This is a genomic window from Curtobacterium sp. BH-2-1-1 (genome assembly GCF_001806325.1).
Classification (GTDB): domain Bacteria; phylum Actinomycetota; class Actinomycetes; order Actinomycetales; family Microbacteriaceae; genus Curtobacterium.
The window spans coordinates 1,079,517-1,106,055 of the sequence record NZ_CP017580.1 but is presented as its reverse complement, the minus strand read 5'-3'; the positions used below and the strand labels follow the sequence as shown (position 1 = coordinate 1,106,055).

The following is a 26,539-nucleotide window of genomic DNA, read 5'->3' as shown; positions in this document are numbered from 1 at the left end:
CGTGGCATGAGCACCACGCCCGCGACCGCCGCCGTGTCTGCTTCCCGAGCCGCCGCGCTCGACGTCCTGCACCGCGTGTGGGGCTACGACGACTTCCGGGGCGAACAGGCCTCGATCATCGACCAGATCGTCACCGGGGGCGACGCACTCGTCCTCATGCCGACCGGCGGTGGCAAGTCGCTCTGCTACCAGGTGCCGGCGCTCGTGCGGGACGGCGTCGGCGTGGTCGTGTCGCCGCTCATCGCGCTCATGCAGGACCAGGTCGACGCCCTCGCGGCGAACGGCGTCAAGGCCGCGTTCCTCAACTCCACGCAGGGGCCGGACGAACGTGCCCGGGTCGAACGCGCCGTGGTCTCGGGCGAGGTCGACATGCTCTACCTCGCGCCCGAGCGGCTCCGGCTCGAGTCCACGCGCGCACTGCTCGACCGCGCGCAGATCGCCCTGTTCGCCATCGACGAGGCGCACTGCGTCGCCCAGTGGGGCCACGACTTCCGACCGGACTACCTCGAGCTCAGCGTCCTGCACGAGCGCTGGCCGACCGTGCCGCGCATCGCCCTGACCGCCACCGCGACGCCGCAGACCCACCGCGAGATCTCCGCCCGCCTCGGCCTCGACGACGCCGCGCACTTCGTCGCCGACTTCGACCGGCCGAACATCCAGTACCGCATCGAACCGAAGACCGGGGCGCTCCAGCAGCTCCTCACCTTCATCCGCACCGAGCACAGCGGCGACGCCGGCATCGTGTACTGCCTCTCCCGCAACTCGGTCGAGCGCACCGCGGCCGCGCTGTCCGAGCAGGGGATCCCGGCGCTGCCCTACCACGCCGGTCTCGACGCCAAGGTGCGGGAACGGAACCAGTCCGCGTTCCTGCGCGAGGACGGCGTCGTCATGGTCGCCACCATCGCGTTCGGCATGGGGATCGACAAGCCGGACGTCCGGTTCGTGGCGCACCTCGACCTGCCGAAGTCGGTCGAGGGCTACTACCAGGAGACCGGTCGTGCCGGGCGCGACGGGCTCCCATCGACCGCCTGGCTGGCGTACGGCCTGAACGACGTCGTGCAGCAGCGCCGGATGATCGACCAGTCCGAGGGCGACGCCGCGCACCGTCGGCAGCTCAGCGCGCACCTCGACGCGATGCTCGCCCTGTGCGAGACCATCGAGTGCCGGCGCGTCCGGCTGCTCGCGTACTTCGGGCAGGAGAGCACGGCGTGCGGCAACTGCGACACGTGCATCGCCCCGCCCGAGTCGTGGGACGGCACGGTCCCGGCGCAGAAGTTCCTCTCCACCGTGGTCCGGCTCGACCGTGAACGCGGGCAGCGGTACGGCGTCTCGCACCTCGTGGACATCCTCGTCGGCAAGCAGTCGCCTCGCGTGCAGGAGCTCCGGCACGAGTCCCTCGCCACGTTCGGCATCGGCAGCGACCTGGGCGAGGCGGAGTGGCGCACCGTCGCCCGACAGATCCTCGCGCAGGGCTACGCGGCGGTGTCCGGCGACGGGTTCGGCACGGTCGTCCTGAGCCCGACGAGCGCCGACGTCCTCGGCGGCCGCGTGCAGGTCCGGATGCGGCGCGACCCGGTGAAGGCACCCCGGGCCTCCCGCAACCGCCGGACCGTCGTGACGGACATGCCGCAGGAAGCCCTCGGGTTGTTCGAGGCCCTGCGCGCCTGGCGTGCGGCCCAGGCCCGCGAACAGGGCGTCCCGGCGTACGTGGTCTTCAACGACGCGACGCTGCGGGGCATCGCGGCGGTGAAGCCGTCGGACGAAGACCAACTCGCCGAGATCTCCGGCGTCGGCGGGGCGAAGCTCGAGCGTTACGGCCGTGCGGTGCTCGACGTCGTCGCCGCGGCCGAGTGATCGCGACACATTCCGTGGCGGGCATGCGATCGGGGTCGCGATCACTACACTCGGAGACTCCCGTCACGAGGAGGCCCGTGTGTCCGGATCGTCGAAGTACACCACGCTGAGCCGTGCCTTCGTGGCGCCGCTCGCTCGCATGATCTGGCGGCCGCGGATCATCGGTCGGAAGAACATCCCGAAGCGTGGACCGGTGATCCTCGCGAGCAACCACCGCTCGTTCATCGACTCCCCGACGATCGGCCTCCTCGCCCCGCGGAAGGTGTTCTTCCTCGCGAAGAAGGAGTACTTCACGGGCAAGGGCTTCCGGGGCTCGGTGACGCGGGGCTTCTTCGAGGGCATCGGCGCGATCGGTGTCGAGCGGGGTGCGGGTTCGGCGGCGCAGGAGGCCCTCGACCTCGGGCTCGAGCGGCTCCGGGCGGGCGATGCGTTCGCGATCTACCCCGAGGGCACCCGGTCCCTCGACGGCCGCCTCTACCGGGGCCGCACCGGGGTGGCCTGGCTGGCCCTGACGAGTGGTGCACCCGTGGTGCCCGTCGCTCTCACCGGCACCCAGGACGTCCAGCCGGTGGGGTCGCGCGTCCCGAAGCTCGCGAAGGTCACGGTCGAGTTCGGTACGCCGCTCGACCTCTCCGGCTTCGGCGAGGCCTCGTCCGGCCGGGCTCGTCGTCACGCGACGGACGCCGTGATGGCGGCGATCCAGGAGCTCAGCGGACAGGAGCCCGCGAACGCCTACAACAACCCGCCGGCGACGATCGTCGAACGGGTACGGCAGGTCCTCCGCCGCGACGACCCGACGGCCGCGGTCGAGCCCGACTGACGAGCGCATACACGAAACATGCTATTGCACATCTGAAATACTGGTGGTTGAATGGAGTCGTGCCCAGGGGCACACTCCGACCGCGTCCCGCCCGAGAACGGGACGCCCGACCACCTGATCGGAAGGCAAGCAGCATGTCCTCCACGCCGCTCTTCGACTCCATCGCCCGCCGTGCCGAACGGCCGACCCCCGCTCCGGCGGCACCGGCAGCTCCGAGCGCGCCGACCATCTCCCGGGCCACGTTCGCCCCCGCGCCGACCTCGCCGATGACCGCCCCGGTCGAGCCGCAGGGCCCCGTGTTCGTCCCGGCGTCGCTCGTCGCCGCGATCGAGGCCATCCCGACGCGCGTGGTCGCCGCGACGACCGCCCACGCGGTGGCTCCGGAGCAGCTCGTCCTGGTCGAGGCCGTCGCCGACGCGATCACCCGCGCCGTGGTGGACGCCGTCGTGACCGAGCTCGACCGCATCGCCCGCGACGGCGTCGTCCGCGCCTGAGCCGGCCCTCGACGAAGCCGATGTCCACCACGACGGACCGCCTGCCGATGCGCCCGCGGGGCGCCGCTCGCCACGCGGCGAACGCCCCGGCCGGGGTCGAGCCGCTCCCCACCCGTCGTGCTCGCCGTGCGGCAGAGCCTGCGGCGGCGGACCCGGCCACCGGGCCCGGCACCGAAGCCGTCTCCCACTCGACCACCGGGGCGGCGGTGTCCCCTCCCGCCGCCCCGGTCTCCACCAGCGCAGGGAACCCCCAGCCCCTGCCGTCGCGACGGACGCTGCGCACGGACCAGCCCGCGATCCGCCCCACTGCCCTCGGGCATGCCGTCACCCAGGCGATCACGCTGCCGCTGCGCTCGATCGGCTCCGCCTTCGCGTCCGCCCGGGCCGTCCCGCTCACCGCCACCGCCGTCGCCGCGTGCCTGTTCGTCACCGTCGCCACACCGCAGACGGCGACCGCAGCGAGCGCGACGTCGGTGCTCCCCGCGCTCGACGTGCAGGAGTACACGACCTCGGCGACGTCGACCGCCCGGGCCGAGCGGGACGGCTTCGCGATCGGCAGGCCACCCGAGCGTCGTGCGGCAGCGGCTCCGACGTCCGAGCCGGCTCCCGGCGCCTCGGCGGCCAGGCCCGTCGCGGGGACGATCCCGGCAGCGGGCGGCTTCGGCTCGCGGTGGGTCAGCGGCTGCGGTGCCTGTTCGACGAACCACCGGGGGCTCGACTTCGCCGCGCGCGAGGGGACGGCCGTCGTCGCGGCGATGTCCGGACGCGTGGTGTCCGCCGGGGTCGTCGGCGGGTACGGGAACCAGGTCCTGCTGCAGCACGCCGACGGCTCCCAGACCCGGTACGGGCACCTCTCCCAGATCGGTGTCCGGGTGGGGCAGACCGTGACGGCAGGGCAGCGCATCGGTGCCGTGGGGAACACCGGCGTCTCGACCGGGTCGCACCTGCACTTCGAGGTCCTCCACGGTGGGGTGGCGGTCGATCCGGCGGTGTGGCTCCGGGACCGCGGACTGCTCTGATCGACGGCGCGTACCGTCGAACGGGCGACCGCACGGTGCGGCGCAGGGACGGAGACGCGCGTGCGGGTGACGGTACTGGGGACCGGGGCGATGGGTGCCGGGGTGGCTGGGTCGCTGCTCCGCGAGGGCCACACGGTGACCGTGTGGAACCGGAGCGCTGACAAGGCCGCTCCGCTGGGTGAGCAGGGTGCGACCGTGGCGAACGACCCCGGTGCAGCGGTGGCCGATGCCGAGGTCGTGCTGCTCACGCTCTTCGACACGGACGCGGTGGTGGACGTCCTCGAGGCCTCCGCGGGCGATGCCCCGACCGACGCCGTGTGGGTGCAGTGCTCCACGATCGGCGTCGCCGGCACCGAGACCGTCGTGCAGCTCGCCGCGAAGTACGGGATCACCCTCGTCGAGGCGATGATGCTCGGCACGAAGGCCCCCGCTGAGCAGGGCACCCTGACGATGCTCGCCGCCGGCCCCGCGGACGTGCTCGACCGCATCGACCCGGTGCTCGACGCGATCGGCGCGAAGACCGTGCGTGCGGGGGACCAGGTCGGTGCCGGGACCGCGCTCAAGCTCGCGGCGAACGCCTGGATCGCGTCCATCACGGCCGCGACCGGGCAGTCGCTCGCGGTCGCGAAGTCGCTCGGGCTGGACCCGGCGCTCTTCCTCGAGGCGATCGACGGCAGCGCCAGCGACTCGGCCTACGCGCACGCCAAGGGCGGGTCGATCATCGAGGGATCGTTCCCGGCGCAGTTCGCGCTCGACGGTCTCCGGAAGGACATCGGCCTCATCACCGACGCCGCGCGCAGCACGGGGGTGTCGACGGTCCTGCTCGACGCACTGGGCCGGGTCTACGCCGACGCCAGCGCTGCTGGACACGGCGGCGACGACATCGCGGCTGTCGGCACGGCGTTCTAGCGCAGGTCGTCACGCCGGGCCGTGCGGCGCCCGTCCCGTCCGAGGAACCGTCGGAGCGCGCTCGTCAGGCGACCCACGGTCTCGTCGTTCATCGTGTTGGCGAGGTCGAACGCCTCGCGCGCGGGATCGGCCCCGGCCTGGATCCGACGGAGTGCGGCGTCCGCACGGGCCCGGGCGTCGAGCTCCGCCAGGGGCATGTCGTCCTCGGGGTCGTGCGGCGCGGGCGTCGCGGTGCCGTCGGTGCCCGTGTCTGCCATGCCAGCAGGCTACGCGGACCGGCTGACGCGGTGCCCACGACCGGCGACGTCGACGCCGTCCACGACGCGGACCATCTCGTCGAGGAACGACACGATGACGGCCATGTCGTCGGTCGACAGGTGCTCGGTCGCCTCGACCGCGCGGGAGTCGAGCTGGTCGATCACCCGGAGTACCTGGCGCATCGAGCCACCGGACGCGGTCAGGATGACGCCGCGACGGTCGTTCGGGTCCGGGTGGCGTTCGACGTGCCCGCTCCGCACGAGCCGGTCGACGAGCGCCGACGTCGACGCCGGGGTGATGTCGAGGTGTTCGGCGAGGTCCTTCGCGTTGACCGTGCGGCCGGCTTCCTCGGCGTCGAGGAGTGCGCGGAGGGCGAGCAGGGCGTTCTCGCCGATGCCCAGTGCCTCGCGCGCGCGTCGCTGTGCTGCGCTCTCGGCGCTCCGGTACCTGCGGAGTGCGTTCAGCACGTCCACCGCGTCGACCCGGGAATCCTCGCCGTACCAGAACCCCGCGGCGCTCGTCGTCACCTCGGTACTCATGGTCACAATGCTAGACGCTCTAGTTAGATTGTCTAGCGAGCGCGGAGAGTGGACCGGGGACGCACGCCAGACGTCCAGGATCGGACCCGGCACACGGGCGCACCAGCGGGGTCCGAGCCGAGCCGCAACACCCGTGACGCGGCGACGAAACACCCTCGCAATCCCCGGTCAGTAGGTTCACGGCATGCAGGAGCCGACGTGCTGAGCCGACTCGCGGGGAGCGTGTTCCACGTCGGGAGCGCCGTGGAACGGGCCGAGGTCGTCGCGCGCATGCTCGACGTGTACGTCGCCCGCGGTGAGCCCGCCGGGGTCGAGCACGACCGGGCGGTCGCCGCCGAGCTCCGGGCGGTCGTGGGGGCCGCGGGACCGGCGAACGACCCGGACCGGGCCTCGACGATCGACTCCCTCGCCCTCGACCGGCACGAACCGGCGTCCATCGCGTCGGCCGTCGCGGTCGCGCGGGACAACGCCCGGCGTGCTCGCGAGGTCGTCTCCACCGAACTGTGGGACTGCCTCAACGTCACCCGGTCGCGGATGCCCCGCAAGGTCGCACCCGATCGTGCCCACGAGTTCCTGGCGTGGGTGCGGGAGCGCAGCGCCCTGGCGATCGGGGTCGTCGAGGCCGATGCGAGTCACGACGAGGTCTGGGAGTTCTTCACGCTCGGCCGTGCGCTGCAGCGGTGTTCGGCCACGGCGCGCCTGCTCGCGTCGGGGCTGCTCGACCCGGAGTCGGGTGCGTCCTGGACGACGGCGCTCCGGGCGTGCGGCGCCGGCGAGGCGTTCCAGCGCGGCCGCGACCACCACACGCCCGGGCCGGAGGACGCCGCGGCGTTCCTGCTCCTGGACGAGCACAGTCCGCGGTCGCTGCGGTTCCTCGCGCGGCGGGCGGACGAGTGCCTCGCCGACGTGGCGCCGTCGTGCATCGCCGACGAGGTGCGTGCGTTCGCGGACACCCGGGCGGGCCTCGAGTCGGTGTCCGACGACGGCGCGGTGCTGGCAGCCCGCGCCGCGGGGGAGCGGCTCGCGGCGGCGGCGGACCTGGTGGTGCAGGCCCTCGACGAACGCGTCTTCGCCGCCCCCGAACCCGCGCGCTGAGCCGCGCTGAACCCGCGCGCTGAGCCGCGCCCGAACCCGTGTGCCGGACCGCGCCCTGGACGGACGTGACGACGGACGGGAGGCGCGGTGCGGGGCCGACCCGTGCCTCCCGTCCGTCAGGCGGTCACGTCAGACCGCGCTGGACCGGTCCGCGACCGCCTCGTCGCGCTCCAGGTCCTGCCGCAGCGCCGCGCGCGATGCGCGGGTCCCCACGACCGGCACCGCGTGCGTGATCGCCAGGTGCAGCCGGGTGTCCGCGTCGTACCGCACCCGGAAGCGCTCGTACCGGATGAGCCACACGAGCGCGATCGCCAGGGCCACGAACCCCGATGCCGCGCCGACCGCGATGGCCCAGCGTGGACCCCACGCGTCGGCGACGGCGCCGACGATCGGGGCGCCGATGGGGGTGCCGCCCGCGAAGATCGCCATGTAGAGGGCCATCACCCGTCCGCGCATCGCGGGCTTCGTGGTGGTCTGGACGAGGGCGTTCGCGGTCGTCATGAACGTCAGCGACGCGAGCCCGACGAACACCAGGACGATCGCGAACGACCAGTACGTCGGGGCGACGGCGGCCGCGACGCATGCCAGGCCGAACCCGGCGGAGGCGACGACGAGCGTGCGCATCCGCGGGCGGTCGCGGCGTGCGGACAGCAGGGCGCCGGCGACCGAACCGATCGCCATGACCGAGTTGAGCAGGCCGAACTCGCCCGCCCCCTTGTGGAACTCGACGCGGGCCATGGTCGAGGTGAAGATCGGGAAGTTCACGCCGAAGGTCCCGACGACGAAGATCATGCAGAGCACGACGATGATGTCCGGCCGCGTCCGCACGTACTGGAAGCCCGCGAGGATCTGCCCCTTGCCGCGCTTCGGCCGGATCCGCTCGGCGAGCTGTGCGGGGTCGACGAAGCGGAGCGCGATGAGCACGGCCAGGAACGACGCGGCGTTGATGACGAACACCCAGCCGGAGCCGATCGCCGCGATGAGCACGCCGGCGACCGCGGGGCCAATGAGCCGGGCGGCGTTGAAGGAGGCCGAGTTGAGCGCCACGGCGTTGGCGACGTTCTCGCCCTGCACGACGTCGGACACGAAGGCCTGGCGGATCGGGGTGTCGAACGCGGCGACGATGCCGAGCGCGAGGGCGAACCCGTAGAGCGACCAGATCGTGGCGGTGTCGGTCAGCACCATGATGCCGAGCCCCAGGCCGAGGGCGCCCATCAGCCCCTGCGTCAGCATGAGCATCTTGCGCCGGTCGAACCGGTCGGCGGCGAGCCCGGTCAGGGGCAGGAGGAGCAGCTGCGGACCGAACTGCAGGGCCATCGTGATGCCGACCGCGATGGCGTCGTTGTCGGACAGCTTCGTCAGGACGATCCAGTCCTGGGCGGTGCGCTGCATCCAGGTGCCGACGTTGGACACCAGGGCGCCGGCGAACCAGATGCGGTAGTTGCGGCCGGACAGGGAGCGGAACATGGCGGTCACTGCTGGGCCAGCCTCCTCATGATCTCGGTGGCGTCCGCGAGGGTCCGCCGTTCTGCGTCGGTGAGCTCGGCGAGCCGCGGGGTGAGCCAGCCGTCCCGACGACGACGGGTCTCCTCGACGAACGCGGCACCGGCACCGGTCGCCCCGAGCAGGACCTTGCGGCGGTCGTCGCCGTGGTCGCCCTTCGAGACGAGGCCGCGCTCGACGAGGACGGCGATCGTCTTCGTCATCGACGGTGGGGTGACGCCGTCCTGCCGGCTGAGTTCGGCGAGGGTCATCGGGCCGTCGCGGTGCAGTCGGGCGAGCGCGGAGAACTGGGCATCGCTGACGGTGGTGTCGGCCTTCTGCGCACGGAGCGTGCGGGAGAGGCGGTTCACCGCGATGCGGAGGTCGGTGGCGTCGGTCACAGGTCGTTAGCCTAGCAAATTAGTTCAGCGAACGAACTGGATTTCGGGTGTATCGTGCTGTTGAACAACAGGTGTTGTCCAGAGAGAAGGAATCATGTCCGAGTTCGAGGGCAAGGTCGCCATCGTCACCGGTGGCGGCAGCGGCATCGGCGAGGCCGTCGCGAAGGAGCTCGCCGCTGCGGGCGCGACGGTCGTCGTCACCGACATCAAGCTCGACTCCGCACAGCGGGTCGTGACGTCGATCGCGGAAGCCGGCGGGACCGCGAGTGCGTTCGAGGCCAACTCGGCCGTCGCCGCCGACAACGAGCGCATGGTGCAGTTCGCCGTGGACACCTACGGAGCCCTGCACCTCGCCGTCAACAACGCCGGCATCGGCGCCGCACCGCAGCCCATCGGCGAGTACGACGTCGCCGCGTGGGACCGCGTGCGTGCGGTGGACCTCGACGGGGTGTTCTACGGCCTCCGCTACGAGATCCCCGCGATGGTCGCCGCCGGCGGTGGCGCGATCGTGAACATGTCGTCGGTGCTCGGCTCGGTCGGCATCGCGCAGAACGCCGCCTACGTGGCGTCGAAGCACGCGCTGGTCGGCCTCACGAAGGTCGCCGCCCTCGAGTACACGGCGCAGGGCGTCCGGACGAACGCGGTCGGCCCGGGCTTCATCGACACGCCGCTCGTGCGCGCGTCGCTCTCGCCCGAGGCGCTCACCGCGCTCGAGGCCGAGCACGCGGCGAAGCGCCTCGGCACCGATGCCGAGGTCGCGGCCCTGGTGCTGTTCCTGCTCAGCGACAAGGCGTCCTTCATCAGCGGCAGCTACCACCTGGTCGACGGCGGCTACAGCGCCCACTGAGGCGCTGCGTCCGTGCGCGGGCGCGCCTGCGCGCGCCGGCGCGGCGCCGGCGCAGCATGGTGAGCAGAAATGGTCGGGTCCGGCGTGCGGACCCGACCATTTCTGCTCACCGAGCGCGCGCCTGCGCGCGCCTGCGGGGTGCGCGGGCGTTCGCGCGCCCGCGCCATCGGACGGGAGGCGCGGCGGGCGTGAGCGGGTCTGCACACGCGAGCCGCGCCTCCCGGCACGCATGGTGAGCAGAAGAGGTCGGGCCCGGCGTGCGGACCCGACCATTTCTGCTCACCAAGCGCGCACGCGCGCCCGCGCACCCGCGCGGCGCTCAGTGGAACTGCGGGATCGTCATCCAGATGCCGAAGAGCACGGCAGCGATGCAGACCGCGAAGCACAGCCCGGCACCCGCCAGCGCGAGCGGGGGCGTGTGGCCGGACCGCGGGGTCTCCTGCGCGTACTGGGGGTGCTCGCCCTCGGCGTCGACCGGTTGGCCGGTGCCGAGCAGCCGCAGCCCGAGCGTGTAGAGGAGCACCACGCCGACCGCGGCCACGAAGCCGACCCCCGCGACGGTGCCGATGCTGGTGAAGTCGATGTCCATCGTCGTCCCCTTCAGTTCCGGGCCGCGACGGGCTCGCGCTCGGCCTCGTCCGCGGTGATGTCCTCGTGCGAGACCGGGCGTCGCTTGGCGAGGGTGTAGAACGTGAGGCCTGCGGCCAGGGCGAGCACCGCGACCAGGACGAGCCCGATGGTCGACGTCGACGCGACCCAGGTGGCGAGGGCACCGACGACCGCGGCCGCGGGCAGCGTGATCACCCACGCGACGACGATGCGACCGACGACCGACCAGTGCACGTCGGCGAGCTTCTTGCCGAGGCCGGAGCCGATCACCGAGCCGCTCGTGACGTGGGTGGTCGAGAGCGCGAAGCCGAGGTGCGAGGACACGAGGATCGTCGCCGCCGAGCTGGTCTCCGCCGCGAAGCCCTGCGGGGACTGCACGTCGGAGATCTTCTTGCCGACGGTCTGCATGATCCGCCAGCCGCCCATGTAGGTGCCGAGGCCGATCGCGAGGCCGCACGCCAGGATCACCCACAGCGCCGGTCCGGTGCCAGCGGCCTGGTAGTTCGCGGCGATGAGGGTGAGCGTGATGACGCCCATCGTCTTCTGCGCGTCGTTCGTCCCGTGGGCGAGCGACACGAGCGACGCCGAGATCGTCTGGCCGTGCCGGAAGCCCGTGGCTGCACCGTGGGTGGTCGCGTTCTTCGTCAGCGTGTAGGCGATGTACGTCGCGACGAGGGCGATGACGCCCGCGATGACCGGGGAGAGCAGGGCCGGCAGGACGACCTTCGAGACGACCGTCGCCCAGTCGACCGAGTTCAGGCCCGCGCCGATGATCGACGCGCCGATGAGCCCGCCGAACAGCGCGTGCGTCGAGGACGACGGGAGGCCGAAGTACCACGTGGCGAGGTTCCAGAGGACGGCGCCGACGAGTCCCGCGAAGATCATGGTCGGCGAGATGTGGATGCCGTCCTGCCCCTCGCGGATGATGCCCTGCGAGACGGTCTTCGCGACCTCGGTGGACAGGAACGCGCCGACCACGTTGAGGACGGCGGAGATGAGCACGGCGGTGCGGGGCTTGAGGGCACCCGTGGCGACCGAGGTGGCCATGGCGTTCGCGGTGTCGTGGAAGCCGTTCGTGAAGTCGAACACGAGGGCCACCACGATCACCAGCACGACGGTGACGAGGACGTCCATGCGCGAGACGCTAGGCCTGCTCCGAACCCGCTGCGTGAACGCCGGGTGAACACCGGCGGCCACCTGGCTGCGTCCGACCCGTCTGCGAGGATGCTCACGTGCCCACCTTCTCCGCAGCGCGAGGCGACGCCTCGTTCACCGACGCGCACGGCGTCGAGATCGTCTACTCGACCTGGCGTGCGGCGCGTCCGAAGGGCATCGTGCAGATCGCGCACGGGGTCGGCGAGCACGGACTCCGGTACGAGCCGCTCGCGCAGGACCTCGTCTGCGCGGGCTGGACCGTGCACGCGAACGACCACCGCGGGCACGGTCGGACCGGCCTCGCGCAGTGGGACGGCGACCACGCCAAGCTCGGACGGCTCGGCCCCGGCGGCCTGCGGGCCGCGATCGCGGCCGTCGAGCAGATGAGTGCCGTCGCGCGCGAGGACACCCCCGGCGTCCCGCTCGTGCTGCTCGGCCACTCGTGGGGCTCGCTCATGGCCCAGCGGATCGTGAACACGTCATCCGGCTCCTACGACGGGGTGGTCCTCTCCGCGAGCGCGTACCGGTTGCCGGGGTGGATGAACAGCGGTGACCTGAACGCCCGGCACGCGGGCTCGGGGCCGACGAAGTTCGAGTGGCTCACCCGGGACCGGGCGGTCATCGAGGCCGTCGCGGCCGACCCGCTCGCGGTCGAGGCGGACGTCATCGGCCTCTTCGGGCTGCGGGACGCCCTCAGGCTGCTCGGGGTCCCGCGTCGGGGCATCGCGCACGACCTGCCGATGCTGCTGCAGGTCGGCTCCGAGGACTCGCTCGGCGGCCCGCGGTCGGTCGAGCGCCTCGCGCAGGCGTACCGGCGGCGCGGTGGGCTCTCCGACGTCACCGTGCGGGTGTACGAGGGGGCGCGGCACGAGGTCTACAACGAGACCAACCGCGACGAGGTCGTCGCGGACCTGGTCGCGTGGCTGGACCGGGCGGTCGCGCGCACGTCCTGAGACGGTACCGGCTGACGGCCAGGAGGCGCGGGGCGGCGCCGCCCCGCGCCTCCCGTCCGACGCGGCGTAGGCTCGTGGTGTGCACGGTGAGTACAAGGTCCCGGGAGGCAAGCTGGTCGTCGTCGACCTCGAGGTCGTCGACGGGGTGATCGACCAGTTCCGGCTCGCCGGGGACTTCTTCCTCGAACCGGACGACGCGCTGCCGCTCATCGACGCCGCCGTGGACGGGCTGCCGGCCACGACCGACGCCGCGGGCATCGCCGCCGCCGTCCGTGCCGCATTGCCGGAGGACGCCGTCCTGCTCGGGTTCACGCCCGAGTCCGTCGGGGTCGCCGTCCGCCGTGCCCTGTCGCGCGCGTCGACCTGGCGTGAGTACGACTGGGAGATCATCCACGAGGGGCCGATCAGCCCGAACGAGCACCTCGCGCTCGACCAGGTCCTCACCGAAGAGGTCGGGGCCGGTCGCCGGGGCCCGACCCTCCGCATCTGGGAGTGGGACCAGCCGGCCGTCGTCATCGGGTCGTTCCAGTCCCTCAAGAACGAGGTCGACCCCGAGGGTGCCGCGAAGTACGGCGTCGAGGTCGTGCGTCGGATCTCCGGCGGCGGCGCGATGTTCATGGACGCCGGCGCGATCATCTCGTACTCGCTGTACGTGCCGACCGACCTCGTGCAGGGCATGACCTTCGCCGACTCGTACGCGTACCTCGACGAGTGGGTGATCGAGGCGCTGAAGTCCCTCGGCATCGAGGCCTACTACCAGCCCCTCAACGACATCTCGTCGACCAAGGGCAAGATCGGCGGCGCAGCACAGAAGCGGCTCGGCACCGGATCGCTGCTGCACCACGCCACCATGAGCTACGACATGGACGGCGAGAAGATGGTGCAGGTGCTCCGCATCGGTCGCGAGAAGATGAGCGACAAGGGGACGACCTCGGCTGCGAAGCGCGTCGACCCGCTGCGCTCGCAGACCGGGCTCACCCGTGCGGAGATCATCGACCGGCTCATCGCGACCTTCACGAAGCTGTACGGGGCGCACGAGGGGCACGTGACCGCGGACGAGCGGCGGCGGGCGCAGGAACTCGTGGCGTCGAAGTTCGCGACGCGGGAGTGGCTCGAGCGCGTCCCCTGAGGTTCGAGGCCGGACGGCAGACCTACGAACTGGGCTGATCGTCCTCGTCGTCGTCGTCGTCGGTGTCGTCGTCGTCGGCGGGAGCGCGGAGGACGAGGTCGACGGCGCCCGACGACCGGCCCGGGCGGAGGAAGGCCTGGTTCACGGGCGCGACGTACGAGCCACTGAAGGTGACCTCGTGCTCGGCGTCGTCCTCCTCGTCGTCGTCGGGCTCGTCGGTGTCGTCGGCGGAGCGGGTTCCGAGCAGCTTCCGGGTCAGGGCGCTCCGCTCGGTGAGCAGCGAGTCGAGCGCTGCACGCAGGTCGACGTCCGCGGGGTCGGCACCGCGCAGGGCCGCACCGAGGACGCTCCGCCGCATGAGCTCCTTGGCGAAGGAGCCCGTCGTGCCCTCGGCACGCTCGGCCGCCTCGGCGAGGGCGGCCTCGGAGAAGGGCAGCGAACCGGCGTACCGGCGGAAGAGCCGGACGCGCTCGGGCAGGGCGGGGAGCGGGATCTCCACGGCGAGGTCGACCCGGCCAGGACGGTCCGCGAGGGCGCGTTCGAGCACGGACACCCGGTTCGTGGTCATCACGAAGGCGACGTCCGCGTCGCCGTCGAGCCCGTCGAGGGCGTCGAGCACCTCGAACAGCAGCGGCTGCGGGGAGCTGTGGCGTTCCATCGCGACGAGGTCGATGTCCTCCATCACGACGAGTGACGGCTGGAACGTCCGGGCGATCTCGGCCGCGGCACCGATCGCCGCGATGCTCGAGCCGGTGAGCAGGATCGCGGTGACCCCGGTCGTCCGGGTGAGGAGGTGCCGGATCGTGAGCGTCTTGCCCGTCCCGGGAGGGCCGTAGAGGAGCACACCGCGCTTGAGGTGCTGTCCGGCCGCGAGGAGGGCCGCACGCTGCTCGCCGATCCCCACGACGTGGTCGACCACCTCGTCGAGCACGCCCTCGCCGAGGACGACGTCGTCGGCGTCGACCTCGGGCCGGCGGAGGAACGTCGCCCCGGCATCGGACCCGTACTCCGACTGCACGAACGAGAGGACCTGCCCGCGCAGGACGCTCCGCTCGATCATCAGGGCACGGAGGCGGAGCAGGAACGCGGTGGCGGCGTCCTGGTCGGGCGACAGGATCTCGAGGCTGGCGCGGCCACGGCCGTACTCCGGCTTGGCCGACCGCTGGACGACCGCGACCGGAGCGCCGTCGAAGGTGAGGAACCGGAGGCCGAACGACACGACCCGACGGGTGGTGTCGGCACCGGTGGCCCGGGTGGCGTAGCTCACGGGGCCGGGCGCCCACCGCATGTGGGGGTTCGCGATGAACTCGCTGACGGAGCTGTGGAACCGGCTGTCGTCGCCCGCGATGCCGACGAGGGCGTCGGGGTCGGTGCCGGCGAGCTCCTCGAGGGCGATGTCCGCGTCGACGAGGCGGTGGTCGGGGAACTCCTCGGTGACCACGGGGACCGACTGCGGGTCGACGCCGAGGTGGGCGCCGATCCGTTCACCGATCGGTGTGGTCACCGCCTGCTGTTCCGCGGCGGCGAGTTCGTTCGCCTTCTCGATGTAGCGGGCGAACGCCCGCATGAGGTCCCGGTCTGCGTCGTCGAGCACGTCGCCATCCTGGCACGCAGCGCTGGAACGCGCCCTGGCGCACGTGGTCGGCCGCCCGGAGAGGGGGGTTCCGGGCGGCCGCAGGACCAGTGTGGGTGTCGTCCTGAAGAACGAGCCATGTGGATCGTGAGAATCCTCCGCGCGGCGGATGTCCCCGTCCGATCGCCGACGTAGCGTCGTGTGCGTGAACTGGTTGATCCTCCTGGGGGCGGTGGCCGCCGCGGCCATCGTGATGTGGATCGCCGATCGCGTGGGGTGGATCGACCTGTCGAACAAGGCCACGCGCAGCGGCGGATCCGGCGGTGTGGTCTCGATGATGGACGAGGTGTTCGCGCCGACCCGTCACGAGACGCAAGCGGAGTACGAACGGCAGTCGCGCCTCCCGAGGGAGGCACCGACACCGGCGGACGACGATCACGACCTGCTCAGCGGGAGTGTCCTCATCAAGGTGCCGGCGGTGCGCAGCGCCGGTCGGCACGCGGTGCGGGCCGGGACGCACGACCGGTCGTACTGACGACTCGTCCTGGCGGGAGCCGGCAACGCGCGAGCCGCGTCAGCGGGTCGTGAGCTCCTGGTAGTCCGGGTGCCGCTCGATCCAGGCCGCGACGTAGCTGCACTGCGGGACGACCCGACGCGAGGACCCCGAGCGGACGTCGTCCAGTGCGTGCTCGACGAGGATCGAGGCGTGACCACCGCCGCGGTGCGCGGGGTCCACCTCGGTGTGGACGAAGCGGATCTCGTCGCCGTCGACCTCGTACGCCGCGAAGCCGATCACCTCGCCGTCCTCGACGAGGGAGTACTGCTGCTTGTCGGTGTCGTTCCGGACCTCGGGTGTCGCCATGGAGCAGACGCTACGCCCCTCCCGAAGAAGGGCCTGTGTGCGCGCTGGACGCCGGGCTAGGGTCTGATCGTGCAGCACGAGACGACGCCGCCGTTCCGCTTCCGGACGCCTCCCGGGTGGCCGACACCCTCCGCCGAGTGGGTGGAACTGCACCAGGCCGCCGAGCCCGCACCGGGGTGGTCGCCCGCACCGGGGATCCCGCCCGCACCCGAGGACTGGCGCTTCTGGGCCCCGGTCCCGCGGTCGTTCCGGGGCTTCGTGCCGGCCGCCGCCCGCCGCCTCCGCCTCGCGCAGTGGATCGGCCTCGTGGTGGCGCTCCTCGCGCTCGCCGCGGTCATCGTCGTCGCGGCGCTCGGTGGTCTGGCCGTGGTCGGACTCCTGCCGCTCGTGGCCGGGATCGCGGTGCTGGTGGTGTGCTCCGCGCGGGCGGGCGAGCTCGCTGACCGGACCGCGGCCTCGATCCGGGACGATGCGGCGGTGTGGCGGCGGACGGAGGTCCCGGCGCGGGCACGGGCGGCGTTCCCGGAGCTCGACCAGGACGCAGCCGTGGCCGCCTGGGAGTCGGCGGCGTGGGGGATGCCCACCGTGCGGCCGTTCGCCGTGGCGGACACAGCACCGGAGCGTTCGCCGCTGCGCCACCGCACCCGTACGGTCGTCGCCGTGACGGCCGGTGCCGCCGCGCTCCTGCTCGTCGTCGGCGCGACGACGGCCGTCGACCCGGTCGTCCGTGCGCTGCAGAGCGACGGACAGACGCTCGCGTACGGGCTCCAGGACACCGCACCTGACGGCAGCGTCCCGGACGACAGCGGCCCGGACGACGACGCACCGGACCAGGACGCACCGGACGCGGGGGACCAGGCACCGTGGACCTCGGACGACGGCACGGTCACCGCGTCGTTCATCGGCGACGACGAGACGTGGCAGGCGACCTGCGGAGCGATCGACTTCGCGGACGGCTGCTGGTCGTGGCAGATCGACAGCGAGTGCGACGGGCCGGCCCGGGTCACGGTCGGGTTCTCCGCCACCGAGGGCGGTGACGACGTGCGCACCGACACCCGCACGGTCGTGCTGACCTCCGGGCGACCGCTCGTCCTCACCGAGCAGGGGTCCGAGGAGTGGGGCGGCATCCGCGACGTCACCTGCTCCACCGCACCGGAGCACCCCGTGGCGCTGACCCGGGTCGCGCTCGACTCCGACGCCGAGGACGCCGACGGCTCCTGGCCGGACGGCTGCGTCGACTACGGCTGCGCCGGGTGGGAGGTCACCCCCGAGGCGTCCTGCGACTCGGCGACCGTGCAGTTCTCGGTCGACGAGGAAGTCGCGACGCTGCCCGGTCCGCACGACCTCGTGGTGGCGACGGCACTGCGCGCGGGCGAACCGGTGGACGTCTGGGCGGGCGGCGCGTGGCTGCCGGACGACGACGCGACGATCTCCCAGGTGACCTGCGGCTGAGCCCGGCCCGCGGGCTCCGCGGGGACGGGACGCCGCGTGGACCAGAATGGTCCCGTGCACAGCGGCGACGATCGAGGCCCGGACCGGGTGGTCCTCGGCGACAACCTCGACGTCCTGCCGACCCTGGCGGACGGCTCGTTCACGCTCGTGTACCTCGACCCGCCGTTCAACACCGGCCGCTACCAGCGTCGGCACGCGAGCGCCGCGGTCCGCGAGCCGACGGTCGGCGACGAGGCCGCAGCTGCCGATCGCCGACGTGAGCGGGTGACGGGCTTCCGGGGGAGCTCCTACGAGCGCGTCCGCGGCGACCTCATGCGCTTCGACGACCGGTTCGAGGACTACTGGTCGTTCCTCGAACCGCGGCTGCTCGAGGCGTGGCGGCTCCTCGCCGAGGACGGCACCCTCTACCTCCACCTCGACTACCGCGAGTCGCACTACGCCAAGGTGCTGCTCGACGCCCTGTTCGGCCGGGAGTCCTTCCTCAACGAGATCGTCTGGGCGTACGACTTCGGTGCGAAGTCCCGGTCACGGTGGCCGACGAAGCACGACACGATCCTCGTCTACGTCAAGGACCCGTCGCGGTACTGGTTCGACTCCGAGGCTGTCGATCGTGAGCCCTACATGGCGCCGGGACTCGTCACGCCCGAGAAGCGTGCGCGCGGCAAGCTCCCGACGGACGTCTGGTGGCACACGATCGTGTCGCCGACCGGCAAGGAGAAGACCGGCTACCCGACGCAGAAGCCCGAGGGCGTGCTCCGCCGCATCGTGCAGGCGTCCTCCCGCGAGGGCGACTGGGTCCTCGACTTCTTCGCCGGCAGCGGGACGACAGGCGCGGTGGCCCGCGCGCTCGGCCGGCGGTTCGTGCTCGTGGACGACAACCCGGTCGCGGTCGACGTGATGCGCCGACGACTGCCGGGGGCGTCGTTCGACGTGGTCAGCCCGTCGGACGCATCGACGGGCTGACCGCGTCGCTACTCGGCTGAGTGACGCCCGTGCCCGTGCTCGTCGGGCCTGGAGGTGCGGCTCGCCTCCGCAGCGTCGCCGGCGGTGGTGTCCGTGGTCGCGTCCGTCGCGGCGTGCGCGGCTCGGGTGCGGATCGCGCCCGTGGTGGTGGGCGGCTCGTCGACCGGCGCGGCGGCGGAGTGCGCGCCGTGCGTGGTCGCGTCGGGCAGTGGTGCGCGGGTGCCGTCGAGGGAGACGGTGGTGGGACCGCCGGCTGAACCGGCCGACCGGGTCGTCGACTGCCCGACACCGACACCGACGCCGACCGCGGAACCGGCCGAGCGCGGCTGCGAGACGACGTCCGGCGAGGTCGGGACGACCGCCATCGAGCCGGTGTCCGGCGAGACGAGCGATCCCGTACGGGCGGCTGCGTGCTGGGCGTCCACGGTCAGGCGGTCCGCGTCGGCGGTCGCCCGCTCGTTGTCCGCGCGCTCGGTGTTCGCCTGCTCCTGCAGTGCCGAGACCTTCCGGAGCGGCGGAACGCGGAAGAACCAGGTGAGCACGAAGGCGAGCAGGATCACGGCGAGGCCGACGTAGTAGACGACCACGGCGGAGTCGCTGAACCCGACGAGGAACGGCCGGGTGAGGCGCTTGTCCGCGCCGTTGAGGAACGACGTGTCGCTCGTCGACGAGCTGGTCGAGGAACTCGCGCTCGAGTCACCACTCTTGAGCTGCTTGACGAGCGTCGGAGCGACCTCGTCGACGACGTTCTGGCGCTGGTCGGCGTTCGAGTAGTCCACCTGCAGCGAGCCGTCCACGACCTCGGCGTTCGCCTTCGACGCGGCGGTCTCGAGTGCCTGCTGCTCGGCGGCGGGCTTCGCGGCGGCGACCTGCTGGGCGATGACCGTATCCGCCGAAGCCTCGGGGACCGTGCCGGCCGCGACCTGCTGCTGGACGGCAGCGGTGACCTGCTTCGTGACGGCGGCGTCCGCGGCCTCCTTGGCCTGGGCAGCGCCCTTGTCGAGACCGTCCTGGACGTTCTGCTGCACCGGGTCGACGATCTTGTTCCAGATCTGGTCCATCACGCCCTTGTTGTCCGACGCGTTCGCGACCGACGGGGTGAGTGCGGCGTTCAGGGCGCTCTTCAGGTCGCCCTCGTTCTGCATCGCCGTCGTGATGTTCGTCGGCATGAGCGTGAACAGGACGGACAGCAGTACGGCGGTACCCATGGTGCCGCCGATCTGGCGGAAGAACGTGGCGGCGCTCGTCGCGACGCCGATGTCCCGCGGGCTGACGGAGTTCTGCGCCGCCAGGGTCAGGGTCTGCATGAGCTGCCCGAGCCCCAGGCCGATGCCGAACATGCCGAGCATCAGGAACCAGAGCGGGCGATCGGCGGTGAGGAAGGTCAGGACGGTGAACCCGATGGCCGTGAACGCCGTGCCGGTGATCGGGAAGACCTGGTAGTTGCCGGTCCGCGAGATGATCTGACCCGAGGCGATCGACGAGATCATCAGACCGAGCACCATCGGGAGCATCGCGAACCCGGACTCGGTCGGGGTGACGCCCTTCACGATCTGCAGGTACAGCGGGATGGTGAGCATCGCGCCGAACATGCCGAAGCCGACGAGGACGGACAGGATCGCCGACATCGAGAACACCCGCGAGCCGAACAGCTTCAGCGGCAGGATCGCGTCGTCGCCCATCGCCCGTTCGACGATGATGAACGCGATGAGCCCGAGCGCACCGATCGCGTAGCAGGCGAAGGCGCCGGGGGAGTCCCAGCCCCACTCGCGGCCCTGCTCGGCGATGAGGAGCAGCGGCACCAGGGTCACGATGACGAGCGTCGCGCCCCACCAGTCGATCCGGGGCTTGCCGCGGTCGCCGAACTTCGGCAGGTGCAGGAACGTCAGCACCATGAACAGCGCGATGATGCCGATCGGCACGTTGATCAGGAACACCCAGCGCCACCCGGCGATGAACAGCAGCTGGTCCGCCCCGGCGAAGACACCGCCGACCAGCGGGCCGATGACGCTCGAGATGCCGAAGACCGCCAGGAAGTAGCCCTGGTACTTGGCGCGCTCGCGCGGGGCGAGCATGTCGCCCATGATGGCGAGCGGCAGGGACATCAGACCGCCGGCGCCGAGGCCCTGCAGTGCGCGGAAGCCGGCGAGCATGAGCATCGAGGTCGAGAACGACGCGGCGAACGACCCGACGATGAAGATGCCGATCGCGGTGAGGAACAGCGGACGCCGGCCGAAGATGTCGGACAGCTTGCCGTAGATCGGCGTCGTGATCGTCGACGCGATGAGGTAGCCGGTCGTCACCCAGGCCTGCTGGTCGAGGCCGTGCAGGTCGTCGCCGATCGTGCGGATCGCGGTGCCGACGATCGTCTGGTCGAGGGCGCCGAGGAACATCCCCGCCATCAGGCCGTAGATGACCAGCAGGATCTGCCGGTGGTTCATCACGGCGTTGGACGAGGTGGTGGGTGCCGCGGGTGCGGTCGCGGTCTGGGTCATGTGCAGGGTCTCCCGGAAACTTTGCGCTGGCTGCAAAGTTACATCTGCCGCAAGGTGAAGGGTCGCGCCGGAGTGGGTTCCTGAGTGGATCGGCAGCACCGGCACCGGTTTCGGTGGCGTCTGTCGGAACGCCCTCGTGAGCGCTCCCGACGCCGTCACAGTACGCCCGAGCGTGGCGTGCGGTGCGTCAGGACGCTGCGGCGGCCTGTTCGAGGGCTTCTTGGAACCGCTCGTCCACCTCGATGCGCATCGCGCCCGTCTCGTCGTCGAAGCCGGACACCGCGCTGACCCGGCCGTTGCGCGAGAAGTACAGCAGGGGGCTCAGCACCCCGCCGGGCAGGCCGTGCTCGCCGTCCGTGAGCACCTGCACGACCAGGCTGGCGAGCATCTGCACCGAGGTGATGCTCGACGCGTCACGGATCGGGACGGCGAGCAGGAGGTGCCGGTGCGGGATCGCGAACACCGTGCCGAACCCGGCGGCACCGAAGAGCGCCGGGAGGTTGACCGCCTTCGACGCGACGAACAGGGACTCGCCCTCGACGATGAACACCCCGGGGGCGATCTCGGCGTGCTCGTCCACCGGTTCGTCGTCGGTGCCCAGCTGCCCGAAGGCGAAGAGCTCGTCGATGCCGAGGGCGAGCCGCGGCAGGGTCGGACCCGACAGCGTGCTCACCATCGTCGGGTAGTCGACGCACAGCCCGAGCACCAGCCCGGGAGCGAACGGTCGGGCGTAGTCGAGGTCGGTCGGGTCGGACGGCCCGGCGCCGAGGCCCGTGCTGCCGTCCGCGCTGCGGTCCGGCAGGATCCGCAGTCGGATGCGCTGCCGCAGCTCGTCGGCGCCGAGCTCCTCGGGTGCCGGCTCGCTGTACGCCTGGATCATCCGGTCGAAGTGCTCGGCGACCATGTCGGCCTGCACGTCCGGGGTCTCGCCGTGCACCTGCGCCGCGAGGTTCTCGAGCAGGAAGACCCGGCCGTCGGTGCCGACCAGACGAGCCTGCTCACCGGCCGGCACCTCGACCGTGGTCTCCATGCCGCGCTCGGCGAGGGCTCGTTGCGCGAGCACCACGAGCGTCGGGGCGGGCTCGTCGTGCCGATCGTCGTGCTTCCGGCCGAACCACCCCATCCGCGCGAGACCTCAGGCCCCGAGTGCGGCGTCGACGATCTCCTTGGCTTCGCGCTGCACCTGTTCGAGGTGCTCCTGCCCGACGAAGCTCTCGGCGTAGATCTTGTAGACGTCCTCGGTGCCGGACGGGCGGGCCGCGAACCACGCCTTGTCGGTGACGACCTTCACGCCGCCGACGGCCGCGTCGTTGCCCGGAGCCTTCGACACCTTCGCCGTGATCGGGTCGCCCGCGAGGGTCTCGGCGGTGATGGCGTCACCGTCGAGCTTCGACAGGCGGGCCTTCTGCTCCTTGCTCGCGGCGGCGTCGACACGCTGGTAGACCGGGGCGCCGAAGCGTTCGGTCAGCTCGTCGTAGAGCTGCGACGGGGTCTTGCCGGTGACCGCGATGATCTCCGACGCCAGGAGCGCCAGGATGATGCCGTCCTTGTCGGTGGTCCACGCGGTGCCGTCCTTGCGGAGGAACGACGCGCCCGCCGACTCCTCGCCGCCGAAGGCCACGGAACCGTCGATCAGGCCCGGGACGAACCACTTGAAGCCGACCGGGACCTCCCACAGGCGGCGACCGAGGGACTCGGCCACGCGGTCGATGATGCTCGACGACACGAGGGTCTTGCCGATCGCGGCGTCGTCGCACCAGGCCGGACGGTGCGCGTAGAGGTACTCGATCGCCACGGCGAGGTAGTGGTTCGGGTTCATCAGGCCGCCGTCGGGCGTGACGATGCCGTGCCGGTCGGAGTCGGCGTCGTTGCCGGTGAGGACGTCGTAGTCGTCCTTGCGCGCGACGACCGAGGCCATCGCGCTCGGGCTCGACGGGTCCATCCGGATCTTGCCGTCCCAGTCGAGGGTCATGAACGACCAGGTGGGGTCGACGTCGGGGTTGACCACGGTGAGGTCGAGCCCGTAGTGGTCGCGGATGCGGTTCCAGTAGGGGAGCGACGCACCACCGAGCGGGTCGGCGCCGATCTTCACGCCGGCACGCTTGATCGCGTCGATGTCGATGATGTTCTCGAGGTCGGCGACGTAGGCGCCGAGGAAGTCGTAGCGGTCGGGCGAGGCGTGCTCGGTGCGCTGGACCTCGGCGTTGCCGCCGGCGATGATCGCGTTCGCGCGCTCGGCGATCCAGCTCGTCGCATCGCTGTCGGCCGGGCCACCGTGCGGCGGGTTGTACTTGAAGCCGCCGTCGCGGGGCGGGTTGTGGCTGGGCGTGATGACGATGCCGTCCGCCGTATCCGCGTTGCCGGCACGGTTGTACGCGATGATCGCGTGGCTGAGCGCCGGGGTGGGGACGTAGCCGTTCTCGCTGTCGGCGAGCACGTGCACGCCGTTGGCGGCGAGGACCTCGAGCGCGGTGCGTTCGGCGGGGCCGGACAGCGCGTGCGTGTCACGGCCGATGAAGAGCGGGCCGTCGGTGCCCTGCGACGTGCGGTACTCGACGATCGCCTGCGTGATCGCGGCGATGTGGGTGTCGTTGAACGCGGAGTCCAGCGAGGAGCCGCGGTGGCCCGAGGTGCCGAAGACGACCTTCTGCTCGGGGACGGAGACGTCCGGGACGCGCTCGTGGTACGCGGCGATGAGGGCGTCGAGGTCGACGAGGTCGTCTGCAGTGGCGGGGGTGCCGGCGCGGTCGTTCATGCGTCCATCCTGGCATCGCACGGGTCGGCACGCCCAGGAACGTCGCGCCTGTGGACGACGAGCGCGCCTGTGGACGAGGAGCGAGCGGCCGTCCGCACCGGGGAGAAAGGGGGACACCCCGGGTGGACGACCGCTCGCGGTACGGGGACGGCGTCAGGCCGTGCGGAACGAGCCCGTCGCGGTCCGCAGCGAACCGGTGGCCGTGCGCGTCGAGGACGTCGCGGTGGCGGGCCGACGGGACTGCGTCTCGACGAAGCGGCCGAGTGCGCGACCGATCCCGGTTCCGGTGTAGGTGCCGATCGGTCGCCGGGCGGCGTCCACAGCGTAGGCGCCGAGCTCGTCACGGTTCTCGAGGCCGGTCACGTACGCGCCGCCCAGGGGGTTCTGACGGTTCTGCATGGATGCTCCTCGTCGTCGTGCCGAGGGTCGTCGGTCACCGGGCCGGCGACCGCGACGCCGTCGGCTTCATGACCACCACACTACCTCCTTCTTTTGCATGACACAAAAGAAGGAATGCTCAGGCGAGCAGCTCGCAGAAGGTCCGGCCCTCGGCGGTCCAGCTCTGCTTCGCCACCAGGCCGACCGTCTCGGCGTGGTCGAGCAGGGCGTCGACGCCCACCTCGGCCCACGGGAAGCCCGCGCTCTGGTGGCCGTCGGCATCCACCACGCGGGCGGTGTACACCCGGTCGGCGGTGCGGTCGACGTGGGTCTCGACGACCACGCGGCCGCCGACGCGCACGATCTCGCGGCACCGGGCGAGCAGGGCCGCCGGGTCGCCACCGATGCCGATGTTCCCGTCGATCACGAGCGCCGTGTCCCAGTGCCCCTCGTCGGGGACCGGGTCGAAGACCGAGCCCTGGATCGCCGTCCCGCCGGAGCGTCGGGCGATCGCCACGGCGTCGGCGGAGACGTCCACGCCGAGCGACGGGATGCCGAGGGTGCGCGCGGCGACGAGCATCCGCCCCGGCCCGCAGCCGATGTCGATCACCGGGCCGTCCGCACCGTCGAGGAGCGACCGGTCGATGCGGTCCGCCGCGGCGCTCCAGCGGCCGACGTCGAGCGTGACCGCCCGGTCCGGTCGGGAGGTGTCCGTCAGCCGGATGCGACCGTCGGTGCGGAGCGCACGCGCGTACGGTTCGCCACCGCCGGCCCCGAAGGAGACGGGTGCTTCCATGGTCATCGGAGTGCCCCCGTGGTCTCGGCCTGCAGTGCGGCGGCGAACGCGGAGTCTGGTACGAGGTCGGCGACGCGCTCGGCATCCGGCACGGTGTCGACGTCGAGCAGGACCCCGAGGGTGCCCGCGTCGAGCCCGGCGTCGGTCAGGCGTTCGAACTGGACCGCACCGGTGTCGTCCTGCGACATCGGCACGCCGCGGAGCAGGTCGCCGTCCGGGTCGCGCAGGTAGAGGGACCAGAAGCCGCCGTCCTCGGCCGGGCCGAACCAGGCGTCGCGCTGCGGCTCGTCGAACACCGGTGCGACGTCGGCCGGCCCGAACTGCGGCGTGTCCATGCCGACGAGCAGCGTCGGGCCCTCGACGGTGTCGAACAGTGCACCGAGCCGCTCGTCGAGGCCGCCCGTGGTCTGGTGGATGACGTCGAAGCCCTCGGCGCCGGTCGGCAGCACCGTGCCGTCGTAGAACAGCACCCGTCGGGCGGCGGGCAGCGCACGGACGGTCGCCAGCGTGTCCGCGAGGCTCGCGGCGGCGACCCGTGCGGCACCCTCGGGGGTGAGCGCCGGCGTCAGGCGGGTCTTGACCCGGCCGGGCAGGCACTCCTTCGCGACCACCGCGACGGTGATGTCGGTCGTCATGAGTGGACCTCCTCGGAGTGGGTGGGGCCAGCCACGTGGCGGACCGGAGCGGGTGCGACGACGGTGGGTCGCGCCTCCCGGCGGTACTCGCGCAGCAGACGCGACATGTCCTTGACGGCGTTGACGGTGCCGCGGAGCGTGCCGGTGACCTTGCTGTCGCCGATGCGCTGCGCGTACCCGATGTCTGACTCGTCGACGCGCCACCCGGCGGCGTGCGCCGCGAGGACCATCTCGAGCGGGTAGCCGCTGCGGCGATCCCGCAGGTCGAGGCAGACCAGGTCCGCGCGACGCATCACGCGCATCGGGCCGAGGTCGCGCAGGCGGTACCCGGTCGCGCGACGCATGAGGACCGCGAGGACGCGGTTGGCGAACCGGGCGTGCGGTGCCCAGGCACCTGGCGTGGTCGGCACGCGGCGTCCGAGGGCGAGGTCGGTGTGTCCTGTGGCCACGCGGGCGACGAGCGGGACGAGCTCGGCCGGGTCCATCGAGGCGTCGGCGTCGCAGAAGGCGACGTACTCGGCCGTGGCGGCGGCGACCCCGGCGGCGCAGGCCGAGCCGAAGCCCTTCACCGGTTCGGTCACGACGAGGGCGCCGTGGGCCCGGGCGACGTCGGCGGAGCCGTCGGTCGAGCCGTTGTCGACGACGATCGCGCGGTAGCCGCGCGGGAGTCGGCCCAGGACCTCGGGGAGGGCATCGGCCTCGTCGAGACAGGGGAGGATGACGTCGACGTTCATGTCGCCCATTCGGTGCGGAGCGTCGGAACGACTGGTGTCGGCTCCCGCCGCGCGCGTCGGCGGGGCGGGGCGGTCGGTCTCGTGGGCCGGCTGTCGTTCCATGCCTACGACACAACACGTGATGAGCGGTCGGGGTACAGGATCGGCGTCCCCCGATGGACGTTCCGCGCACTCTCGGTGGCGGGCCACCCCTGATCCGGGGACACGCAGGTGGGGCGTCGGGCGGACGCGTCACGCGGTGGGGGTGCCGGCCTGGAGGCGCGGCGCCGGTTTCGGGGACCGGCGCCGCGCCTCCAGGCGGTCGCGCTCCTGCCCGCTGGCCCGCCTGCCCG

Annotated in this window: 27 protein-coding genes; 12 read left to right on the top strand and 15 right to left on the bottom strand. The window is 72.1% G+C overall.

Annotation, left to right across the window (positions count from 1 at the left end):
* Positions 1-6 precede the first annotated feature (6 nt).
* From recQ to BJK06_RS05080, 5 genes are all read left to right on the top strand, one after another.
* Positions 7-1,854: a DNA helicase RecQ gene (gene recQ / locus BJK06_RS05100; protein WP_070416976.1), complete on the top strand. Its 1,848-nt coding sequence runs from the start codon at positions 7-9 to the stop codon at positions 1,852-1,854.
* Positions 1,855-1,933: 79 nt separating this feature from the next.
* Entirely contained in the window at positions 1,934-2,674 is a 741-nt protein-coding gene (locus BJK06_RS05095; protein WP_070416975.1) for a 1-acyl-sn-glycerol-3-phosphate acyltransferase, read from the top strand.
* A 134-nt stretch (positions 2,675-2,808) separates the two neighbouring features.
* Positions 2,809-3,168 carry a hypothetical protein gene (locus BJK06_RS05090; protein WP_070416974.1) on the top strand — a complete coding sequence of 120 codons (360 nt, stop codon included), beginning with the start codon at positions 2,809-2,811 and terminating at the stop codon, positions 3,166-3,168.
* A 20-nt stretch (positions 3,169-3,188) separates the two neighbouring features.
* Positions 3,189-4,187 carry a M23 family metallopeptidase gene (locus BJK06_RS05085; protein WP_070416973.1) on the top strand — a complete coding sequence of 333 codons (999 nt, stop codon included), beginning with the start codon at positions 3,189-3,191 and terminating at the stop codon, positions 4,185-4,187.
* A 60-nt stretch (positions 4,188-4,247) separates the two neighbouring features.
* Positions 4,248-5,096 carry an NAD(P)-dependent oxidoreductase gene (locus BJK06_RS05080; RefSeq protein WP_258027715.1) on the top strand — a complete coding sequence of 283 codons (849 nt, stop codon included), beginning with the start codon at positions 4,248-4,250 and terminating at the stop codon, positions 5,094-5,096.
* Here BJK06_RS05080 and BJK06_RS05075 read toward each other — a convergent pair.
* Positions 5,093-5,353, bottom strand: a complete 261-nt coding sequence (locus BJK06_RS05075; protein WP_070416971.1) for a hypothetical protein — start codon at positions 5,351-5,353, stop codon at positions 5,093-5,095. The two genes, BJK06_RS05080 and BJK06_RS05075, sit on opposite strands and share 4 nt — an antisense overlap.
* A gap of 9 nt (positions 5,354-5,362) precedes the next feature.
* Complete coding sequence (locus BJK06_RS05070) at positions 5,363-5,893, bottom strand: MarR family winged helix-turn-helix transcriptional regulator (RefSeq protein ID WP_070419236.1); 531 nt, start codon at positions 5,891-5,893, stop codon at positions 5,363-5,365.
* 198 nt (positions 5,894-6,091) lie between these two features.
* Between BJK06_RS05070 and BJK06_RS05065 the strand changes: the two genes are divergently transcribed.
* Positions 6,092-6,988, top strand: coding sequence for an alpha-E domain-containing protein (locus BJK06_RS05065; protein WP_070416970.1), 897 nt, complete (start codon positions 6,092-6,094; stop codon positions 6,986-6,988).
* 129 nt (positions 6,989-7,117) lie between these two features.
* On the opposite strand, the gene BJK06_RS05060 is transcribed toward BJK06_RS05065, so the two are convergent.
* Both BJK06_RS05060 and BJK06_RS05055 read right to left on the bottom strand, forming a co-directional pair.
* Positions 7,118-8,455, bottom strand: a complete 1,338-nt coding sequence (locus tag BJK06_RS05060; protein WP_070419235.1) for an MFS transporter — start codon at positions 8,453-8,455, stop codon at positions 7,118-7,120.
* Between the two features lie 5 nt (positions 8,456-8,460).
* Positions 8,461-8,871: a MarR family winged helix-turn-helix transcriptional regulator gene (locus tag BJK06_RS05055; protein ID WP_070416969.1), complete on the bottom strand. Its 411-nt coding sequence runs from the start codon at positions 8,869-8,871 to the stop codon at positions 8,461-8,463.
* Between the two features lie 94 nt (positions 8,872-8,965).
* On the opposite strand from BJK06_RS05055, the gene BJK06_RS05050 reads away from it, so the two are divergent.
* Positions 8,966-9,718: an SDR family NAD(P)-dependent oxidoreductase gene (locus BJK06_RS05050; RefSeq protein ID WP_070416968.1), complete on the top strand. Its 753-nt coding sequence runs from the start codon at positions 8,966-8,968 to the stop codon at positions 9,716-9,718.
* A 319-nt stretch (positions 9,719-10,037) separates the two neighbouring features.
* On the opposite strand, the gene BJK06_RS05045 is transcribed toward BJK06_RS05050, so the two are convergent.
* Both BJK06_RS05045 and BJK06_RS05040 read right to left on the bottom strand, forming a co-directional pair.
* Positions 10,038-10,307: a hypothetical protein gene (locus BJK06_RS05045; protein WP_070416967.1), complete on the bottom strand. Its 270-nt coding sequence runs from the start codon at positions 10,305-10,307 to the stop codon at positions 10,038-10,040.
* A gap of 11 nt (positions 10,308-10,318) precedes the next feature.
* Positions 10,319-11,461 carry an inorganic phosphate transporter gene (locus BJK06_RS05040; protein ID WP_070416966.1) on the bottom strand — a complete coding sequence of 381 codons (1,143 nt, stop codon included), beginning with the start codon at positions 11,459-11,461 and terminating at the stop codon, positions 10,319-10,321.
* A 98-nt stretch (positions 11,462-11,559) separates the two neighbouring features.
* Here BJK06_RS05040 and BJK06_RS05035 point away from each other — a divergent pair, with 98 nt between their 5' ends.
* Together BJK06_RS05035 and BJK06_RS05030 are read left to right on the top strand one after the other, a co-directional pair.
* Complete coding sequence (locus BJK06_RS05035) at positions 11,560-12,435, top strand: alpha/beta fold hydrolase (protein ID WP_070416965.1); 876 nt, start codon at positions 11,560-11,562, stop codon at positions 12,433-12,435.
* Between the two features lie 79 nt (positions 12,436-12,514).
* Positions 12,515-13,564, top strand: coding sequence for a biotin/lipoate A/B protein ligase family protein (locus BJK06_RS05030; RefSeq protein ID WP_070416964.1), 1,050 nt, complete (start codon positions 12,515-12,517; stop codon positions 13,562-13,564).
* Positions 13,565-13,586: 22 nt separating this feature from the next.
* On the opposite strand, the gene BJK06_RS05025 is transcribed toward BJK06_RS05030, so the two are convergent.
* Positions 13,587-15,158, bottom strand: a complete 1,572-nt coding sequence (locus BJK06_RS05025; RefSeq protein WP_070416963.1) for an ATP-binding protein — start codon at positions 15,156-15,158, stop codon at positions 13,587-13,589.
* Positions 15,159-15,342: 184 nt separating this feature from the next.
* Here BJK06_RS05025 and BJK06_RS05020 point away from each other — a divergent pair, with 184 nt between their 5' ends.
* Positions 15,343-15,672 carry a hypothetical protein gene (locus tag BJK06_RS05020; protein WP_070416962.1) on the top strand — a complete coding sequence of 110 codons (330 nt, stop codon included), beginning with the start codon at positions 15,343-15,345 and terminating at the stop codon, positions 15,670-15,672.
* A gap of 39 nt (positions 15,673-15,711) precedes the next feature.
* On the opposite strand, the gene BJK06_RS05015 is transcribed toward BJK06_RS05020, so the two are convergent.
* Positions 15,712-15,999, bottom strand: a complete 288-nt coding sequence (locus tag BJK06_RS05015) for a GNAT family N-acetyltransferase (protein WP_070416961.1) — start codon at positions 15,997-15,999, stop codon at positions 15,712-15,714.
* Between the two features lie 69 nt (positions 16,000-16,068).
* Here BJK06_RS05015 and BJK06_RS05010 point away from each other — a divergent pair, with 69 nt between their 5' ends.
* Together BJK06_RS05010 and BJK06_RS05005 are read left to right on the top strand one after the other, a co-directional pair.
* Positions 16,069-17,451, top strand: coding sequence for a hypothetical protein (locus BJK06_RS05010; protein ID WP_070416960.1), 1,383 nt, complete (start codon positions 16,069-16,071; stop codon positions 17,449-17,451).
* Positions 17,452-17,505: 54 nt separating this feature from the next.
* On the top strand, positions 17,506-18,414 hold the full coding sequence (locus tag BJK06_RS05005) for a site-specific DNA-methyltransferase (RefSeq protein WP_258027714.1): 909 nt from the start codon (positions 17,506-17,508) through the stop codon (positions 18,412-18,414).
* A gap of 8 nt (positions 18,415-18,422) precedes the next feature.
* On the opposite strand, the gene BJK06_RS05000 is transcribed toward BJK06_RS05005, so the two are convergent.
* The 7 genes from BJK06_RS05000 to BJK06_RS04970 all read right to left on the bottom strand — a co-directional run bounded on the left by BJK06_RS05000 (position 18,423) and on the right by BJK06_RS04970 (position 26,216).
* The gene (locus BJK06_RS05000; RefSeq protein WP_070416958.1) at positions 18,423-20,909 is read right to left on the bottom strand and encodes an MDR family MFS transporter; all 2,487 of its coding nucleotides are present in this window, start codon (positions 20,907-20,909) and stop codon (positions 18,423-18,425) included.
* Between the two features lie 187 nt (positions 20,910-21,096).
* On the bottom strand, positions 21,097-22,032 hold the full coding sequence (locus BJK06_RS04995; RefSeq protein ID WP_083295070.1) for a hypothetical protein: 936 nt from the start codon (positions 22,030-22,032) through the stop codon (positions 21,097-21,099).
* Positions 22,033-22,044: 12 nt separating this feature from the next.
* Positions 22,045-23,664: a phosphoglucomutase (alpha-D-glucose-1,6-bisphosphate-dependent) gene (gene pgm, locus BJK06_RS04990; protein ID WP_070416957.1), complete on the bottom strand. Its 1,620-nt coding sequence runs from the start codon at positions 23,662-23,664 to the stop codon at positions 22,045-22,047.
* Between the two features lie 153 nt (positions 23,665-23,817).
* A complete protein-coding gene (locus BJK06_RS04985) occupies positions 23,818-24,063 on the bottom strand; it encodes a hypothetical protein (RefSeq protein WP_070416956.1) in 246 nt (81 codons plus the stop codon).
* 118 nt (positions 24,064-24,181) lie between these two features.
* Positions 24,182-24,844, bottom strand: coding sequence for a class I SAM-dependent methyltransferase (locus BJK06_RS04980; RefSeq protein WP_070416955.1), 663 nt, complete (start codon positions 24,842-24,844; stop codon positions 24,182-24,184).
* Entirely contained in the window at positions 24,841-25,473 is a 633-nt protein-coding gene (locus BJK06_RS04975) for a DUF2064 domain-containing protein (RefSeq protein ID WP_070416954.1), read from the bottom strand. Before BJK06_RS04975 ends, BJK06_RS04980 begins: the two co-directional genes overlap by 4 nt.
* Complete coding sequence (locus tag BJK06_RS04970) at positions 25,470-26,216, bottom strand: glycosyltransferase family 2 protein (RefSeq protein ID WP_070416953.1); 747 nt, start codon at positions 26,214-26,216, stop codon at positions 25,470-25,472. Before BJK06_RS04970 ends, BJK06_RS04975 begins: the two co-directional genes overlap by 4 nt.
* Between the last annotated feature and the right edge of the window lie 323 nt (positions 26,217-26,539).

Coding starts and splice junctions, on each gene's coding strand:
- recQ (WP_070416976.1), top strand. CDS start 7: ATGAGCACCACGCCCGCGACCGCCGCCGTGTCTGCTTCCCGAGCCGCC.
- BJK06_RS05090 (WP_070416974.1), top strand. CDS start 2,809: ATGTCCTCCACGCCGCTCTTCGACTCCATCGCCCGCCGTGCCGAACGG.
- BJK06_RS05085 (WP_070416973.1), top strand. CDS start 3,189: ATGTCCACCACGACGGACCGCCTGCCGATGCGCCCGCGGGGCGCCGCT.
- BJK06_RS05075 (WP_070416971.1), bottom strand. CDS start 5,353: ATGGCAGACACGGGCACCGACGGCACCGCGACGCCCGCGCCGCACGAC.
- BJK06_RS05070 (WP_070419236.1), bottom strand. CDS start 5,893: ATGAGTACCGAGGTGACGACGAGCGCCGCGGGGTTCTGGTACGGCGAG.
- BJK06_RS05060 (WP_070419235.1), bottom strand. CDS start 8,455: ATGTTCCGCTCCCTGTCCGGCCGCAACTACCGCATCTGGTTCGCCGGC.
- BJK06_RS05050 (WP_070416968.1), top strand. CDS start 8,966: ATGTCCGAGTTCGAGGGCAAGGTCGCCATCGTCACCGGTGGCGGCAGC.
- BJK06_RS05045 (WP_070416967.1), bottom strand. CDS start 10,307: ATGGACATCGACTTCACCAGCATCGGCACCGTCGCGGGGGTCGGCTTC.
- BJK06_RS05040 (WP_070416966.1), bottom strand. CDS start 11,461: ATGGACGTCCTCGTCACCGTCGTGCTGGTGATCGTGGTGGCCCTCGTG.
- BJK06_RS05015 (WP_070416961.1), bottom strand. CDS start 15,999: ATGGCGACACCCGAGGTCCGGAACGACACCGACAAGCAGCAGTACTCC.
- BJK06_RS05000 (WP_070416958.1), bottom strand. CDS start 20,909: ATGACCCAGACCGCGACCGCACCCGCGGCACCCACCACCTCGTCCAAC.
- BJK06_RS04995 (WP_083295070.1), bottom strand. CDS start 22,032: ATGGGGTGGTTCGGCCGGAAGCACGACGATCGGCACGACGAGCCCGCC.
- pgm (WP_070416957.1), bottom strand. CDS start 23,664: ATGAACGACCGCGCCGGCACCCCCGCCACTGCAGACGACCTCGTCGAC.
- BJK06_RS04985 (WP_070416956.1), bottom strand. CDS start 24,063: ATGCAGAACCGTCAGAACCCCCTGGGCGGCGCGTACGTGACCGGCCTC.
- BJK06_RS04980 (WP_070416955.1), bottom strand. CDS start 24,844: ATGACCATGGAAGCACCCGTCTCCTTCGGGGCCGGCGGTGGCGAACCG.
- BJK06_RS04975 (WP_070416954.1), bottom strand. CDS start 25,473: ATGACGACCGACATCACCGTCGCGGTGGTCGCGAAGGAGTGCCTGCCC.
- BJK06_RS04970 (WP_070416953.1), bottom strand. CDS start 26,216: ATGGGCGACATGAACGTCGACGTCATCCTCCCCTGTCTCGACGAGGCC.